Origin of the sequence: Burkholderia sp. BE17 (genome assembly GCF_009362305.1) — a bacterium.
Taxonomy (GTDB): domain Bacteria; phylum Pseudomonadota; class Gammaproteobacteria; order Burkholderiales; family Burkholderiaceae; genus Burkholderia; species Burkholderia pyrrocinia_C.
On the sequence record NZ_WHNU01000003.1, the window covers coordinates 1 to 14,901 of the forward strand.

13 protein-coding genes and 2 pseudogenes are annotated in these 14,901 nt (G+C 66.8%); 7 read left to right on the forward strand and 8 right to left on the reverse strand.

What is annotated here, in order from left to right:
* The first annotated feature begins 454 nt into the window (after positions 1-454).
* Together GD429_RS03915 and hutC are read left to right on the forward strand one after the other, a co-directional pair.
* Complete coding sequence (locus GD429_RS03915; RefSeq protein WP_152855765.1) at positions 455-1,210, forward strand: SDR family oxidoreductase; 756 nt, start codon at positions 455-457, stop codon at positions 1,208-1,210.
* A gap of 208 nt (positions 1,211-1,418) precedes the next feature.
* The gene (gene hutC / locus GD429_RS03920) at positions 1,419-2,156 is read left to right on the forward strand and encodes a histidine utilization repressor (RefSeq protein WP_152855766.1); all 738 of its coding nucleotides are present in this window, start codon (positions 1,419-1,421) and stop codon (positions 2,154-2,156) included.
* Between the two features lie 132 nt (positions 2,157-2,288).
* Here the strand turns inward: hutC and GD429_RS03925 are convergent, their stop codons facing one another.
* Positions 2,289-3,137 (reverse strand): phytanoyl-CoA dioxygenase family protein, encoded by an 849-nt coding sequence (locus GD429_RS03925; RefSeq protein WP_152855767.1) that lies wholly within the window; start codon positions 3,135-3,137, stop codon positions 2,289-2,291.
* A gap of 31 nt (positions 3,138-3,168) precedes the next feature.
* Complete coding sequence (locus GD429_RS03930) at positions 3,169-3,969, reverse strand: ABC transporter substrate-binding protein (protein ID WP_152855768.1); 801 nt, start codon at positions 3,967-3,969, stop codon at positions 3,169-3,171.
* Between the two features lie 493 nt (positions 3,970-4,462).
* On the opposite strand from GD429_RS03930, the gene GD429_RS03935 reads away from it, so the two are divergent.
* The 3 genes from GD429_RS03935 to GD429_RS03945 are packed head-to-tail and all read left to right on the forward strand — an operon-like array spanning position 4,463 to position 6,257.
* Entirely contained in the window at positions 4,463-4,942 is a 480-nt protein-coding gene (locus GD429_RS03935; protein ID WP_152855769.1) for a transcriptional regulator, read from the forward strand.
* Positions 4,943-4,988: 46 nt separating this feature from the next.
* The gene (locus tag GD429_RS03940; RefSeq protein WP_152855770.1) at positions 4,989-5,369 is read left to right on the forward strand and encodes a hypothetical protein; all 381 of its coding nucleotides are present in this window, start codon (positions 4,989-4,991) and stop codon (positions 5,367-5,369) included.
* A gap of 27 nt (positions 5,370-5,396) precedes the next feature.
* Positions 5,397-6,257: a LysR family transcriptional regulator gene (locus GD429_RS03945; protein ID WP_034181572.1), complete on the forward strand. Its 861-nt coding sequence runs from the start codon at positions 5,397-5,399 to the stop codon at positions 6,255-6,257.
* A 53-nt stretch (positions 6,258-6,310) separates the two neighbouring features.
* Here the strand turns inward: GD429_RS03945 and GD429_RS03950 are convergent, their stop codons facing one another.
* The 5 genes and pseudogenes from GD429_RS03950 to GD429_RS41790 all read right to left on the reverse strand — a co-directional run.
* On the reverse strand, positions 6,311-6,784 hold the full coding sequence (locus GD429_RS03950; protein WP_152855771.1) for a nuclear transport factor 2 family protein: 474 nt from the start codon (positions 6,782-6,784) through the stop codon (positions 6,311-6,313).
* 56 nt (positions 6,785-6,840) lie between these two features.
* A complete protein-coding gene (locus GD429_RS03955; RefSeq protein ID WP_152855772.1) occupies positions 6,841-8,025 on the reverse strand; it encodes an amidohydrolase family protein in 1,185 nt (394 codons plus the stop codon).
* Between the two features lie 79 nt (positions 8,026-8,104).
* Positions 8,105-9,304 (reverse strand): amidohydrolase family protein, encoded by a 1,200-nt coding sequence (locus GD429_RS03960; protein WP_152855773.1) that lies wholly within the window; start codon positions 9,302-9,304, stop codon positions 8,105-8,107.
* Positions 9,305-9,906: 602 nt separating this feature from the next.
* Entirely contained in the window at positions 9,907-10,917 is a 1,011-nt protein-coding gene (locus GD429_RS03970) for an RNA-guided endonuclease InsQ/TnpB family protein (protein WP_227791534.1), read from the reverse strand.
* Positions 10,918-10,957: 40 nt separating this feature from the next.
* Positions 10,958-11,038, reverse strand: a pseudogene (locus GD429_RS41790) (helix-turn-helix domain-containing protein); the annotation flags it as partial.
* A 113-nt stretch (positions 11,039-11,151) separates the two neighbouring features.
* Between GD429_RS41790 and GD429_RS03975 the strand changes: the two are divergent.
* Both GD429_RS03975 and GD429_RS03980 read left to right on the forward strand, forming a co-directional pair.
* Positions 11,152-11,781: a glycine zipper 2TM domain-containing protein gene (locus GD429_RS03975; protein WP_152855775.1), complete on the forward strand. Its 630-nt coding sequence runs from the start codon at positions 11,152-11,154 to the stop codon at positions 11,779-11,781.
* A 421-nt stretch (positions 11,782-12,202) separates the two neighbouring features.
* Positions 12,203-12,712: a GNAT family N-acetyltransferase gene (locus tag GD429_RS03980; RefSeq protein WP_152855776.1), complete on the forward strand. Its 510-nt coding sequence runs from the start codon at positions 12,203-12,205 to the stop codon at positions 12,710-12,712.
* A 75-nt stretch (positions 12,713-12,787) separates the two neighbouring features.
* Here the strand turns inward: GD429_RS03980 and GD429_RS03985 are convergent.
* Positions 12,788-14,757: pseudogene (locus tag GD429_RS03985) on the reverse strand (glycoside hydrolase family 28 protein).
* Positions 14,758-14,901 lie beyond the last annotated feature (144 nt).

The following is a 14,901-nucleotide window of genomic DNA, read 5'->3' on the forward strand; positions in this document are numbered from 1 at the left end:
GTGCGGGCAGCGTTCGACTGGAAATCAGCAATGAACCAGTTTGCTATCCTGTTCGGTGAACGATTCACCCAGGCGCGTGGATAACGCGTTGTTCAACCGCCTCGCCCACAAAAATGCGGACAGGTTCCGCCGCGCCGGCGCGCGCACTTGCCGCAGTCGCTTTCGTCCAACGTATCGGCCTCTCGGCGCCGAGCGGCGATGCATGCGCGCGGCACTTGCGATTCGCGCCCCATACATGCCCCAGCATGCACGGGATCATGCCCGCGTTTGCGCGGCACGCATGCCGGCGCTACGATATGCGTTCACGCGGACATCCGCGGCGCCGCGCGCAACCGCCTCTGCACACCTCCGCACGCCAATACCACGCATCACCCGCCCAGCACGCGCTGCCGCCGCGCCTGCGCGCCGCTCGTCAGCACCGTTCACCTTTTCACCCAATCACCGGTTCGCCACCATGACTGCATCCTCAACCGCGCCGCACGTGCGCGCCATCGTCTCCGGACACACGCGCGGCCTCGGCGCATCGCTCGCCGAACAACTGCTGCAGGAAGGCATCGCCGTGCTCGGCGTGTCGCGCAGCCGTCATCCGTCGCTCGCGTCGCAAGCCGGCGACCGCTTCGCCGAAGTCGAACTCGATCTGTCGGACACGTCGGCCGTCGCGACCTGGCTGGCCGGCGACACGTTGCGCAGCTTCGTCGACGGCGCATCGATCGTGCTGCTGTTCAACAACGCCGGCATCGTCGATCCGATCGGCCCGCTCGCCGCGCAGGATCCGGCGATCGTCGCGCGCGCGGTCGGCCTGAACGTCGCGGCGCCGTTGATGCTGTCGGCCGCGCTCGCGCGGGCGGCGTCCGCCACGACCGAATGCCGGATCCTGCACCTGTCGAGCGGCGCGGCGCGCAACGCGTACGCGGGCTGGAGCGTCTACTGCGCGACCAAGGCCGCCCTCGATCACCATGCGCGCGCGGTCGCGCTCGATGCGAACGGCGCGTTGCGAATCTGCAGCGTCGCGCCGGGTGTCGTCGATACGGGCATGCAGGCGACGATCCGCTCGACCAGCGAAGACAACTTCCCGATGCGCGAGAAGTTCGACCAGTTGAAGTCGAGCGGCGCACTCGCGACGCCCGAGGCGGCCGCACGGCAGTTGATCGGCTATGCGCTGAGCGACGCGTTCGGCTCCACGCCGACGGCCGACGTGCGGGATTTGTGATCCGCGTCACCGCGATCCGGCCGGCCACGCATGCTGCACGCGACGTCGCATCCCGGATGCGGGCCAGTGTTGCGGATGGCATGTCCGCACCGGGCGCGAATTGCGCATACCGGGTTGGGCGAGCTCGGTTTGCGCATCGCCAAGTCCATAGCCCGCCTGCGGAAAGGCGATAGAATCGCTCCCGTATTTCATCCACAAGGATCCCCCGATGGTCACAAAGGCCAGCGCACCGTTCCAGCAGATCAAGACGCTCGTTCGCCAGAACGTCGAAGCGGGCGACTGGCGCCCGGGGGACCGCATTCCGTCCGAACTCGATCTCGCCGCGCAGTTCGGCGTCGCGCGCATGACGGTCAACCGCGCGCTGCGCGAGCTGACCGAGGAAGGCGTGCTGAAGCGCATCGCGGGTGTCGGCACCTTCGTCGCCGAGGCGAAGCCGCAGTCGAACCTGTTGATGATTGCGCATATCCGCGACGAAATCCGCGCGCGCGGGCACGACTATCGCTGCCGCGTGCTGAGCCGGTCGAGCGAACCCGCATCGTTCGACGTCGCGGCCGCGTTCGGCCTGCCGGTCAACACGCCGGTCTTTCACGTGGTGTGCGTGCACGAGGAAAACGGCCGCCCGATCCAGCTCGAGGACCGCTACGTGAACCCGGCCGCCGCACCCGGTTTCATCGACCAGGATTTCCAGGTCGAGCCGCCATCCGAGTACCTGTACAACAACGTGTCGCACTACGAACTGGAAATCGAGCACGTCGTCGACGCGTCGCTGCCGACCGGCGAACAGGCCCGGCTGCTCGACATGCGCGCCGACGAGCCGTGCCTCACGCTCACGCGCCGCACCTGGACGGACGGGCTACCGGTCACGTTCGTGCATTTCCTGCATCCGGGCAACCGCTACCGGCTCGGCTCGCGCTTCAAGCCGGGCGCCGGGCGCCACCCGACCTGACCGTTCGCTACTCGCCGACACACCGACACGCCAACACGCCAACACGCCAACACGCCAACACGCCAACACGCACAAAAACACACAGCGGCCGTTTCGTCAGGAAACGGCCGCCGCGCTCGTTACATGCGTCGGTCAGATCGCGCCGACCTGCCCCGCGCCGCGCGACCACACGACCGGAAACAGCGGGTGTTCGAGCGGCGCGCCGTCGGGCAGTTGCTCCGCGAGCCCGGGGAAATCGGGCGACGTTTTCCAGCGGCGCGGCGCGTGACGGATGTCGTCGCCGACGAAGCGGATCGAGAACGCGCGCCGCCGATTCTGCGTGCCGCCCGACGCATGCAGCGTGAGCATCCGGAAGCACACCATGTCGCCGGGCTCGAGCGCCCAGTGGCGGATCGGGAACGCCGTGCGATCGGCTTCGATGTCGGGCAGGTCCGCGAGGCTGCCTTCCGGAAACCACTTCGCCTCCTTGTCCATGAACGTGCGCGGCATCAGCCACGGCCCGCGATGCGAGCCCGCGACGAATTCCAGCGTCGATTCGAGCGGCACCGGATCGACCGGAATCCACATGCTGACGTTGTCGTCGCCTTCGATGTTGTAGTACGGCTGGTCCTGGTGCCACGGCGTGCGCTGCCGCGTGCCGGGCTCCTTCACGAGCAGGTGGTCGTGATGCAGCCGCACGTGCTCCGTGCCCATCAGCGCAGCGGCCACCGACGGCGCCGGCGAGCGCACGATGAAGTCGCGGTACGCGTCGTTGTACTGCCAGTTGCAGAAATCCTCGAAGAACCAGCCCGGATCGTCGGGCCGGCTCGCGACTTTCGCGCGCTCGCTCGGCTGCGCGAGATTCGCGTCGATGCCGGCCCGGAGCGCGGCCACTTCGTCGGGCGAAAAGATGCCCTTGATGCAGACCGCGCCTTCCTCGCGGAACGCGGCGATCAGTTCGGGCGTCACGGCTTGCGCGACGCGGTCCTGGATGCTCGTCATGATGTGCCTGTCGATTGAATGAAGCACGGAATCACGGTGCGGCGGTCAGCTGCTTCGCGCCGTAGATGTCGAAGTCGAAGTATTTCGCGGCGATCTTCTGGTACGTGCCGTTCGCGCGGATCGCGACGATCGCGTCGTTCAGCCGCTTCTTCATGTCGGCGTCGCCCTTGCGCAGCCCCATCGCGACGCCGTAGCCGGTGATCCGCACGTCGGTCACGTCGGGGCCCGCGAACGCGTAGCCCTTGCCGCGCGGCGTCTTCAGGAACGAGTAGCCGGCCTGCGTCTTGTCCTGGAAGGTTGCATCGAGGCGGCCGTTGACGAGATCCTGGTACACCTGGTCCTGGTTCTGGTACGAGACGATCGTCACGCCCTTGGTCGCCCATTCGGCCTTCGCGTACGCCTCCTGCGTCGTGCCCTGGTCGATCCCGATGCGCTTGCCCGCGAGCGACGCCGCGGTCGGCAGCAGCTTCGAGCCGACCGGCGCGACGAGCGCGGCCGGCGATGCATACAGCTTGTTCGAGAAATCGATCTGCTTGAGCCGCTCGTCGGTGGCCGTCATCGCGGACATGATCACGTCGAACTTGCGCGCGCGCAGCGCCGGAATCATCCCGTCGAAGCCCTGCTCCACCCACACGCACTTCGCACGCAGTTCCTCGCAGATCGCATTGCGCAAGTCGATGTCGAAGCCGGCGAGCGAGCCGTCGGGCTGCTTCGCCTCGAACGGCGGGTACGTGGGATCGATGCCCCAGCGGATCGTCGACGTGTCCTGCGCGAACGACACGAGCGGCGCGAACGCCAGCGCGGTAACGAGGGACTTTGCAGTGCGGTTCATGGCGCGTCCTTGAAGGTCTCGACGCGGCGGGCGAGCGCCGGCGTCCGGTGGATGGCACCGCGCCGGGATGCCGGCGTGGTGCGGTGCTTAGAAGACGGGGATTTCGGAGAAACTGCGATGCAGTCTAGACCGCTAGATTTTCGAACGCAAGCAGGGGAAGCGGGGATGGAGCGGATTGATGTCGGGTGGACGCGGGAATCGGAGAGGAAGGTTGGAGTGGGATTGGAAATACTGCTGTTTTTCGCGGAATTTTGAAATTTTCGGGTGTTTACCCTGCGCAACGCACGCCCGCCACAGAGCGTGGTTTTCCGGATATCCACTGGATATCGATGTCTATACAAGCGATCAATGCCCAACCTCGCCCGATCCCGAATCATCGGTATTGGCGATGCGCCCTATACCACCCCGGAAATCGGTCGAAGGCAAAAGCCCGTCCAGCGATGCTGGATATACCTTACATTCATGGGCTGCCGAACCCATGCAGGAAGGTCCGATGCAACTCCATGAAATCGGTCAGGCCGCTGCGAAACGGAGGGCGGAGCTCGATCTCACGCAGGCGCAGCTTGCCAAGCTCGCCGGCCCGTCTCGCCTCACCGTGAACCAGCTTGAAACCGGCATGCTCGAGGATCTCGGCATCAACAAGTTGATCCCGCTGCGTGGCTTGCTCGGCATCGAACTCATGACCCGAACACGGCCCGCTCAAAACGGTCTCTACAAGGCCATTGTCAGCGCGAACGTCAGCTACAAGGGCGAATTGACCGAACGTCTGTTGGTCGACGCGTTGGCTAGCGGGCAAATTCCGGCGGGATATGAATCGCACCTCGCCGTCATCCTCGACGAGGTGCCACTGCCAGCCGTGGTGAAAGCGGCCGAGGAAGCCGCCGAGCGCTCGGGCACACCGCTTCGGGTCATCTGGAAAAACCTTGCCGCGTGGTCGAAGGCGCTTCATCTCTATCGGGAGGTATGGGTTTGACCGCAGCAAAGTCCTGCCCGCGCTGAAACCTACCGCGCCGCCGCGCATGCTGCAGCAGCGCATTGTCGTTCGAATCCGCGATATTGACACCCACACCCGCGTCGCAATCAGCGGCGCCGTGCGGCCCTGCCCGTCGCGCAACGATCTGCGCATCGCGGTCGACCACGCTGCGCCGGCCCTCGAGCGCGCCGCCGTCGGCGGCAACCACGCCCGACGTAAGCGTCGTCAATACAAACGAGCCGATGATCGCGATCCGTCTGAAAAACATCCCGTTTCCTCCTTGCGTGCCCGCGCTCGCCGAAGCGCGGCCGATGCAATGCGCGAGGCGTCTTCGTGGCGCCGCACGACGCCGCGCCGGGTCCGGCGAAACCGCGATTGCCCGCGGCGTCCGGCCATGTTAAAAATCGTCGCACGCATTAGAAATTGAAATGTTCGAATCCGCAAAAGTGCATAAATGAATAGACCCCTGTTCGACCTCGACCTGCTGCGCGCACTCGTGATGGTGGCCGACTGCGGCAGCTTCACGACCGCCTCCGCGCGCCTGCACTCGACGCAGTCGACGGTCAGCCAGAAGGTGCGCCGGCTCGAGGAAATCGCCGGGCACCGCCTGCTCGACCGCGGCACGCGCGACGTGCGGCCGACCGACGCGGGCGTGACGGTGCTCAGCTATGCGCGGCGCATGCTCGCGCTGAACGACGAGATGCAGGAAGCGCTGTCGGGCGCGACGGTTGCACTGACGATCCGGCTCGGCGTGCCCGACGATTTCGCGGCGGGCCGCACGACCCATGCGCTCGCCGCGTTCAATCGCGAGCATCCGCAGGTCAAGCTCGAAGTGACGTGCGGGCTGAGCCGCGACGTCAGCGCCGCGTACGATCGAGGCGAACTCGACCTCGTATTGATCAAGCAGCGGCGCGACAGCCGCGAGGCCGTCGTGCGCTGGCCCGAGAAGCTGCGCTGGATCGACAGCGCGAAGCATCCGTCGATCGATCTCGACCCGGTGCCGATCGTCGTGTTTCCGCCGCGCGGGCTCTATCGCGACGACATGATCAAGGCGATCGAGGAGCGCGGCCGCCGCTGGCGGATCAGCTTCACGACGTCGAGCCTGAGCGGCATCCAGGCCGCCGTCGCCGACGGGCTCGGCATCAGCGTACTGCCGGCGCGCGTGGTGACGGACGAGCACACCGTGCTGACCGCGAAGCAGGGTTTCGCGCCGATCGAGCACATGGACATCGCCATCCTGCATCGGCCGACGGCCGACCCGATGGTCAGCGAACTGACGAAGACGCTCGCGGCGATGCTGGAGCACGAGGAATAGTCGAGCGGCGGGGTTCGTTCAGGAAGGAGAAAGGGGCTGCACACCCCGGCAACTCAGAACATCGTGTTCCCGTTCGCGGCCTGTTCGGGCACCGGCTGGTTGACGTCCCAGTGCTCGACGATCTTGCCGTTCTCCAACCGGAAGATGTCCATGATCGCGCTGCCGCGCGTGCCGGGTTCGCGCACTGCGTGCACGTGCAGGATCACGTAGTCGCCGTCGACGAACGAGCGTTTGATCTCGCTGTGCGACTGCGGATATTTGTCGCGCAGGAACGCGACGAACTTGCGGAAACCGTCGCGGCCGTCGGCCGCGTTCGGGTTGTGCTGCACGTAGCGCTCGCCGACATACGCGAGCGCGGCGTCCGCGTCTTTGTCGTTCAGGCCTTTTTCGTAGAACGCGAGCACCGTCCGCCGATTCGCTTCCTGCTGCGCGTCGTTCGGGCCGGCCGCCACCGCATGCGCGGCGTTCACGGCGAACAGGGCCGCCGCCATCCATCGTGCGGCCCGTGCCGCTGTCGTGCGTTGCATCGTCGTCTCCCGGGAAATCCGGCTGAAAACCGGATCATACCGGCGCGACACGGCGCTCAGACCAGCGCGCCGTTGCGCGCGACGATCTTCCCCGACGACACGACGACCCGCCGCACCGGCCGCGCAACGACCGCCTCGGCAAACGTCAGCGCATCGACCAGCACGACGTCCGCACGGTTGCCCGGCTGCAGCCCGTAGTCGGCGAAACCGCAACCGCGCGCGGCGCTTGAAGTCACGCAGTCGAGCGCGACTTCGAGCGCGTCGTCGCGGCGGAAATCGTTGCGCATGCCGATCAGCATCGCGCGTTCGAGCATGTCGGGCGAACCGTATGGCGTCCACGTGTCGCGCACGCCGTCGTTGCCGCCGATGACGGTCACGCCCGCCGCGCGGCACGCGGCCACCGGCGGCACCGGCACATCCGCCGGCGCGGTCGTGACGATCGCGACGCCGAGTTCGGCCATCCGCGCGAGCAGCGCATCGCGCTCGCGTTCGGCAAGATCGCCGAGACAGAACCCGTGGCTGATCGTGACCTTCCCGTGCATGCCGTGCGCGGCCGTGCGCTGCAGGATCAGGTCGAGCGAGTACGCGCCCATCGACGCGCGCTCGTGCAGGTGGATGTCGAGCCCGCGGCCGTGGCGCTCGGCGATCGCGAACAGCACGTCCACCGCCTCGACCGGATCGCCTTCGATCGCGCACGGGTCGAGCCCGCCGAGCAGGTCGGCGCCGGCGCCGAGCGCGTCGGACAGCAGCGCGTCGGTGCCCGGCCGCTTGAGCACGCCCGATTGCGGAAACGCGACGATCTGGATGTCGACCTGCCCGCGCAGCGTCTCGCGCGTCGCGAGCACGCCGTGCAGGTGCCGCAGCCCGGCTTCGGTATCGACGTCGACGTGCGTGCGGATGCGCGTCGTGCCGGCCGCGAGGAACGCGCGCGCCAGCGTGAGCGATGCGGCGCCCGCGTCATGGCCGCTCGTCGCGCGATAGTGCCGTTCGTTCTCGATGCGGTCGACGAGGCGCGGCCCGACCTGGTTGCGATACCACGGCATCCCCCAGTGCGTCTTGTCGAGGTGCGTGTGGCCTTCGACGAGGCCAGGCAGCGCGAGCGCGCCCGCGCCGTCCTCGATCGCGCAGCCGGCGGGCGCGTCGAGCGACGGGCCGACGCGCGCGATGCGATCGCCTTCGATCAGGATGTCGAGCGCAGCGTCGGCGCTCGTGCGGACATTGCGGATCAGCAGGTTCGTCATGTCGGTTCCGGGGTAGTCGGTCAGTGCGGTCAGTGCGAAGCGGGCACGGCGCTTCACGCGCTGCCCGCGGTCGGGTCGGTCAGCGCGTGAAGCGCAGCGCGGGGGCGAACGGCGCGCCCGTATCGCTTTCGCCGCGGCGGAACACCCAGCGTTCGGCCGGCACGCCCGCGACGGCCGCCGCCGCATTCGGCGCGCGCACCGCGACGAACGTCGCGTCGCAGCCGATCGCGATTCCATAGTTCTCCTTGCCGATCGCGCTCGCGCCGGCGTGCGTCGCCATGTCGAGCGCGATGCCGAGCGCTTCGTCGGTGTAGAAACCCGACCGATAGCCGACCATCATCGCGCGCTGCAGCATGTCGCCATTGCCGTACGGCCACCACGCGTCGCGGATGTTGTCGTTGCCCGCGAACACGTGCACGCCCGCGTCGCGCAACTGCCGCACCGGCGGAAACGCGCAGTCGCCCGGCGCATTCGTCAGGATCGACACGCCGGCTTCGGCGAGTGCCGCCGCCGTGCGCTGGACGTCGTCGTAGCCGACTTCGCCGAGCGCATAGGCATGGCTCACGTTCACGCGCCCACTGAGCCCCGCCGCGCGCGTGCGCGCCGCGATCCGCAGCAGTTGCGCGATGCCCGTCTCGCCCGGCTCGTGCAGGTGGATGTCGATCTTCGCGCCGCGCTTCTCGGCGATGCCGAACACGATGTCGAGCTGGCCTTCCGCGTCGCCGTCGAGCGTCGTCGGGTCGATCCCGCCGACCACGTCCGCGCCTTCGCGCACGGCCGCGTCGAGCATGTCGGCGGTGCCCGGGCACGACATGACGCCGGCCTGCGGAAACGCGACGAGTTCGATGTCGACGATCCCGCGCCATTGCGCGCGCGCGGCCATCACGGCCTGCAGGTTCGACAGGCCCGTCGTCGCATCGACATCGACGTGGCTGCGCATCGCGACGGTACCGAATGCGGCGGCCTGCGCGATCAGTGCGTTCGCGCGCTCGACGATCGGCGGCGCGGCCGCGAGCTGGCGCTTCTCGACCGCAAGCCGCTCGCGCAGCGAGCCGGCCGATTCGTGCGGCACCCAGCGATCGCCGACAAAGCTCTTGTCGAGGTGGATGTGGCCATCGATGAAGCCGGGCAGCACGACGCGGCCGTCGAGGTCGATCGTCTCCGCACCTGGCGCGGCCGTGCAATCGGCACCGATCGCGTTGAAGCGGCCGTCACGGACGACTAGGTTGATGGGCTGGCCGCCGGCGTCGACGGCGTTGATGAAGATACGATCGGTCATGGCTCGGAATCTTAGGGGCGGCCGCCGCGCGACACCGGCGCGGACAAAGGCAGGAACCGCAGCCGGCGCGGGGCGACCGTTGGCAGGGAATCCGGCCACGATATCGGACGCCACCGCCCGAGGCCAATTAAATGTCGCGATGCCGCGCATTCGATTTCGCGATGGGCGGCGCAAACGCCACGCCAGCAAGATGCCGCGGCGGGGTCCGATCTCGTCGGAGACGGCCTGCATGCCAACGGCCCGTCGGGCGGCGTCGCGGAAGCCGAGGTTTCGGGCGCTGCATCGAGGGGCCGACCGCCTCAAAAAACACTCCGCAGGACCGCTGTCGATACGCGTAATCGAAGCTGCCGAACGGGCGCCGCCGCCGTTGCCGGCCGTTGCGCGACCGCCCCGCGCAAGCCGGCGATTTGCGCGGCAACAGACTTTACACGTTGTTACCCGGCCGCACCGGACGCGCATCCGGCCATTACTTATACTCACGCCGAGTTCGCCACCCTTCCGGGTTCCGCCGGCGAACACGTTGCCGATGCAGGAACCATCTTGGCTGCTCCCATCGCTTAAGAACGGGATTCCCACTTCATCGAATGCAACCCGACATCGCCTCAAAGAGACATGGGAATTACGCTTTCTCCATGGGCTGACACCGCCAGCCCGGCGGCCAAAACGTTGCGTGCTGCGTTGATGTCGCGATCGTGGGTCGCCCCGCATCCCGGACAGGACCACGAGCGCACCTTCAACGGCAGCGTGGCTACGGTATGCCCGCAATCGGAACATCGCTTGCTGGATGGGTACCAGCGATCGATGTGGATCAACGTGCGGCCGGACCAGCGGGCCTTGTACGTCAGTTGCCGCACGAATTCCGACCAGCTTGCATCGCCGATCGATTTTGCGAGTCTTCGATTCTTCAGCATGTACCTAACGGCAAGACGCTCGACGACGATCACTTGGTTTTCGTTGATCAACTGTGTCGAAAGCTTGTGCAGGAAATCTTTGCGGCAATCTGATATCCGGGCATGCATGCGTGCGACTTTGAGTCTCACCTTCCTGCGATTGGCGGAACCCGGTTGCTTCCTCGCCAATCGCCGTTGCAGCTTGGCAAGTTTGGCTTCGTTCTTCCGAAATTCGTTCGGCGCGGCGATCTTCTCGCCTGTCGAAAGAACGACAAAATCTGTTAACCCCAAGTCGACGCCGACCGTGCCGGTTTCTTCGGATTTTGCCGAAACCGCGTCGTCGCAAAGCATGGATACGTGGTATCGACCCGCCGTATCTTTCGACACAGTGACAGTCGTCACTTTCGCGCCTTTCGGGATCGTGCGCGACCAACGGGTCGCGAGCGGCGCATCCATCTTCGCCAACTTCAGCGAAGTGCCGTTCCACTTGAAGGCGCTCGCCGTGTACTCGGCCGATTGCGCGCCATCCTTGCGCCGGAAGTTCGGGTACTTCGCGCGCTTGGCGAAGAAGTTCGAGAACGCTGTCTGCAAATGGCGCAACGCCTGCTGGAGCGGAACCGAGCTGACTTCGTTCAGCCACGCATGTTCGGACGTTTTCTTCAACGCTGTGAGCGCTGCGGAGGTCTCGTGATAGCCGACACGCCCGGCGCTGATGCCACGCATCGGTGCGCACGCGCAGCATGTGGTTATACGCAAAACGCGCGCATCCGAACGTCCGGGCCAGCATCACAGCTTGCTCGGGCGTCGGATAGAACCGGAATCGATAGGCGCGCTTAATGTTCATTCCTCACACGAAATCACTCGGCCATGTGAGGCTCAAACCTTGGAGAAATAGCCTTGCAGCTGCGTTCTTTTCACTCCCTGTCGATAAGGATGGGGTTTCTCGGAGCAGATTTGATGATGCGCATTCCTTCCACGAAGACCGTTCTGTTCGCCTCGCTCGTCGCCGTGGCGGCGCTTCCGCTGACCGCCTGCGTCGCGCCCGGGTATTACGGCGCGCAGCCGGGTTATCCGCAGCAGCAATATGCGACGCCCGCTTATTCGCAGCCCGCGTATTCGCAACCCGGCTACGTGCAGCAGCAACCGTACGACCAGTACGGCAACCAGCCGCAATACGGGTCGCAGCCGTATGACCAATACGGCAATCAGCAGCAATACGGCAACCAGTACGGGAGTGGCTACGGCACGCAGTACGGCACGGTCGCGAATATCCAGCCGGTCAGCGGTTCGGTTGGCCCGGCGGGCGTCGCCGGCACCGTCGTCGGTGCGCTGATCGGTGGCGTGCTCGGCAACCAGGTCGGCCGCGGTCACGGCCGCGATGCGGCCACCGTGATCGGCGCGCTCGGCGGCGCGGTTGCGGGCAACCAGATCGGCCAGCAGATGGGCGCGGCGCAACCGCCGAGCAGCTACCGGATCGACGTGCAGGTCAGCGACGGCTCGACGCGTTCGTTCGACGTGCAGTCGCCGGGCAACCTGCGGCCGGGCGACCGCGTGCAGATCAACGGCAATCAGTTGTCGCGGTATTGATGCCATTCCCGTGCGCCTGACCTGAGCGGGCGCATCCCGCGCGTTTGATGTCGTGTGCCGATTCGGCGCGACGGCTCGCTTGCTTCACGTGATCCTCATCGTTCGTGCCGGCGCGGCGCGCATGACGCGCCGCCGGCACTTTCGCAGCCCCTCCACATTCGTGTCCGCCTCCGCGGCGCGTCACACGGCAGTTTCACCGCTCGCCTGCACGGATCAACCGCGTCGCAATCACACGCGCTCCGCACCGACCGCGATGCGCGTCGACCGCGCGACGCGATCTGAGAACCAGGGCGCGGCCGGCATGCACGACGCATCGAACGCCGCCACGCGTCATCCGGATTCCGATTAGCATAGGCACGATGCATCCTGCGGCCGCAGCAGCCCGCGCCGGCATGCACGGCCCTCCACAGGAATCCCCTCGATGACGATCACGACCCGCCTGCTCGACGCGGCCGACGCCGCCCGTTTCCAGACCCTTCGCCTGCGTGCGGTCGACACCGCGCCGACCTCCTTCCTGCCGACGCTCGACGAAGAAACCAGCGTGCCGGTCGGCGAATTCGCCGCGCGCATCACGCCGACGCCCGCACAGGCCGTGTTCGGCGCGTTCGACGGCGACACGCTCGTCGGCATCACGGGCGTGCGCCGCGATGCGCGCGCGAAGGTCGCGCACAAGGCGACGATCTGGGGCGTGTTCGTCGATCCCGCGTATCGCGGGTGCGGCATCGCGCAGGCGCTGCTCGAGAGCGCGACCGCTCATGCGGCGCAAGCGTGGCAGTGCAAGCAACTGATGCTGTGCGTGAACGAAGCCAACGGCACCGCCGAGCGGCTGTATGCGTCGCAGGGGTTCGTCCGGTTCGGCACGGAACCGCGCTCGCTGTTCGTCGACGGCCGCTTCTACGACGAACATCACATGGTCAAGACGCTGGCTTGACGCGTTCAGTCATGCTTGCGTTCGCGTGCATCGACCGCCGCACGCGAACGCCCTTCACCTTCACTTCACCTCAAGTCACCGCTTGTCGGTAATCGTCGTGTCGACGGCCTGCCCGGCGATCGTCACGTTCGTCAGCGTCAGCGCGCTCACGTTGAACGCATAGATCGGCCCCGGCGACGTGACCGTCGGCGTGCCCGACGCGGCCGGCGTGCCGAAGTCGCAGTTGCTGATCGTCACGCCGGCGATCGGCTGCGCGGCCGGCGCGGGCGGCGTGCCGTTGTAGTCGAACGCAACGGGCCCCTGCGCGACGATCGCCTGGAAACACGACGCGGTCACGCCGTTCAGCGTCACGTTGCTCGCCTTCACGTCCGAGATCGTCACGTTCTGCACGACCGGCGCGCGCGTGCGCACCGCATCGTTCGCGGGCTGGTAATCGCAGTCGAACGTGACGATGCCGCCCTGCGCGGCCGACGGGTTGCCGGCCGACGGCGTGACGACGCCGAGCGGCACGCTCGCGTTGATCGGACTGCCCGCGAGCAGTGCGCTGCCGTAGCCGCCGCCCTTCAGCGTCACGCCGTTCGGCAGCGTGACGCCCTTCACGTGGAAGTCCTTCACATAGCCGCCGCGATTCATGTTGGTCTTCACGCGAATCGCGATGTTCAGCGGGTTGGTCTGCCAGTTCGCGTTCAGCATCGACAGGTTGGTCGCATAGATCTGCTCGACGCCGCCGCCCATCTCGCTGCCGAGCGTGATGCCGCCGTGCCCGCTGTTCATCGTGCAGTTGCGGATCAGGTGCCGCTTCGCCGGCCCGTATTCGGTGTCGCGATCCTTGCCGGACTTGATCGCAATGCAGTCGTCGCCGGTGTTGAACGTGCAGTCCTCGCACAGCACGTCGGCGCACGCGTCCGGATCGAAACCGTCGTTGTTCGGGCCGATGCTGTTGGTCGTCACGCCGCGAATCACGACATTGCGGCTCGCAGTCGGGTGGTGCTGCCAGAACGGCGTGTTCTGGGTCTGGTAGTTCGCCATCAGCACGTTCGTGCAGCCGATGAATTCGACCATGCATGGCCGCAGGTAGTGGCCGAGCCCGAAGACGCGCTTCTCGACCGGCACGCCGGCCTCGGACAGCGCCGGCAGGTAGTTCTGGTCCTGCTGCCACGGCGTGACCGGCGACGTGAGCAACGCATAGAGCGCGTCGGGAATCGCGGGCGCGACGATGCGCAGGTCGACGTTGTTCGGATTCGCATAGGCCTGGCTCGGCACCGACGCGCCTGCGCCGTACGCGCCCGACGACCCCTTGTAGGTCCACCAGCAGACGCTGCCGGCCCCACTACCGGAGAACGGCGTCATCGCCTGCCCGTTGAGCACCGACGTCGGGCCCTCGCCCGTCACCGCGATGTTCGTCGCGTTGCGCGCGTAGACGGGCGCGCCGTAGTTCAGGCAATCGTTCGCCTGCCAGCGGCTGTAGTACAGCCGGCCGTTCGCGCCGCAATCGACCGGGCCGTCCTTCGCGTAGTCGGCCGGGTTCGGGCTGAAGTAGATCGTGCAGTTCGCGCTCAGGTGGAACGTGACGTTGCTCTGCAGCACGATCGGCCCCGCGCAGTACCAGTTGCCGGGCGGCACGCATCGATCGCCGCGAGAAACGCCGGACGCGAATCGAACGCGCCGGGTGCGGTCGTCAGTTCGGAACCCGGGCTTACCGGCGATTTGGCGACGTTCGTGTACGGCGACGTCTGCGCGACCGTCGCGCACGGGCGCGCGCCGTAGTGCGTCACGTCGAAGTCGCGCCCGCGCAGCGCGAGCCGCGACACGTGCGCGAGCGATGCGGCGATGCGCGCCGCCGCGCCATGCTCGCCCCAGATGAGGTCGACCGCCGACGCATTGGGCATGTGGCCTCCCGCAATGGCCCGGGTCGCCGCGAGCGGTCCGCCGAGCACGGCGCCGCCGGCGAGCGCACCGCTCCAGCCGATGAAGGCGCGGCGCGACACCGGCTTCGACGACGGCGATCGGGCAGACGAGGACGAACGGCGGCTGTTTGCGGCCATGGGCACTCCTTCAGTGTATGGGGTATCGACGCGCCGGACGGCGTATCGCTATTTATACGTCGTCGTACTCCAACGCGCAGTCTAAATGCGATCGAAGCCGCACACGTATTTGTCGTTTACCCTGTTTTTACTGAATTAATGCCG

Coding starts and splice junctions, on each gene's coding strand:
- GD429_RS03915 (WP_152855765.1), top strand. CDS start 455: ATGACTGCATCCTCAACCGCGCCGCACGTGCGCGCCATCGTCTCCGGA.
- GD429_RS03935 (WP_152855769.1), top strand. CDS start 4,463: ATGCAACTCCATGAAATCGGTCAGGCCGCTGCGAAACGGAGGGCGGAG.
- GD429_RS03960 (WP_152855773.1), bottom strand. CDS start 9,304: ATGACCGATCGTATCTTCATCAACGCCGTCGACGCCGGCGGCCAGCCC.
- GD429_RS03980 (WP_152855776.1), top strand. CDS start 12,203: ATGACGATCACGACCCGCCTGCTCGACGCGGCCGACGCCGCCCGTTTC.
- GD429_RS03945 (WP_034181572.1), top strand. CDS start 5,397: ATGAATAGACCCCTGTTCGACCTCGACCTGCTGCGCGCACTCGTGATG.
- GD429_RS03940 (WP_152855770.1), top strand. CDS start 4,989: ATGCTGCAGCAGCGCATTGTCGTTCGAATCCGCGATATTGACACCCAC.
- GD429_RS03925 (WP_152855767.1), bottom strand. CDS start 3,137: ATGACGAGCATCCAGGACCGCGTCGCGCAAGCCGTGACGCCCGAACTG.
- GD429_RS03955 (WP_152855772.1), bottom strand. CDS start 8,025: ATGACGAACCTGCTGATCCGCAATGTCCGCACGAGCGCCGACGCTGCG.
- hutC (WP_152855766.1), top strand. CDS start 1,419: ATGGTCACAAAGGCCAGCGCACCGTTCCAGCAGATCAAGACGCTCGTT.
- GD429_RS03930 (WP_152855768.1), bottom strand. CDS start 3,969: ATGAACCGCACTGCAAAGTCCCTCGTTACCGCGCTGGCGTTCGCGCCG.
- GD429_RS03970 (WP_227791534.1), bottom strand. CDS start 10,917: ATGCGTGGCATCAGCGCCGGGCGTGTCGGCTATCACGAGACCTCCGCA.
- GD429_RS03975 (WP_152855775.1), top strand. CDS start 11,152: ATGATGCGCATTCCTTCCACGAAGACCGTTCTGTTCGCCTCGCTCGTC.
- GD429_RS03950 (WP_152855771.1), bottom strand. CDS start 6,784: ATGCAACGCACGACAGCGGCACGGGCCGCACGATGGATGGCGGCGGCC.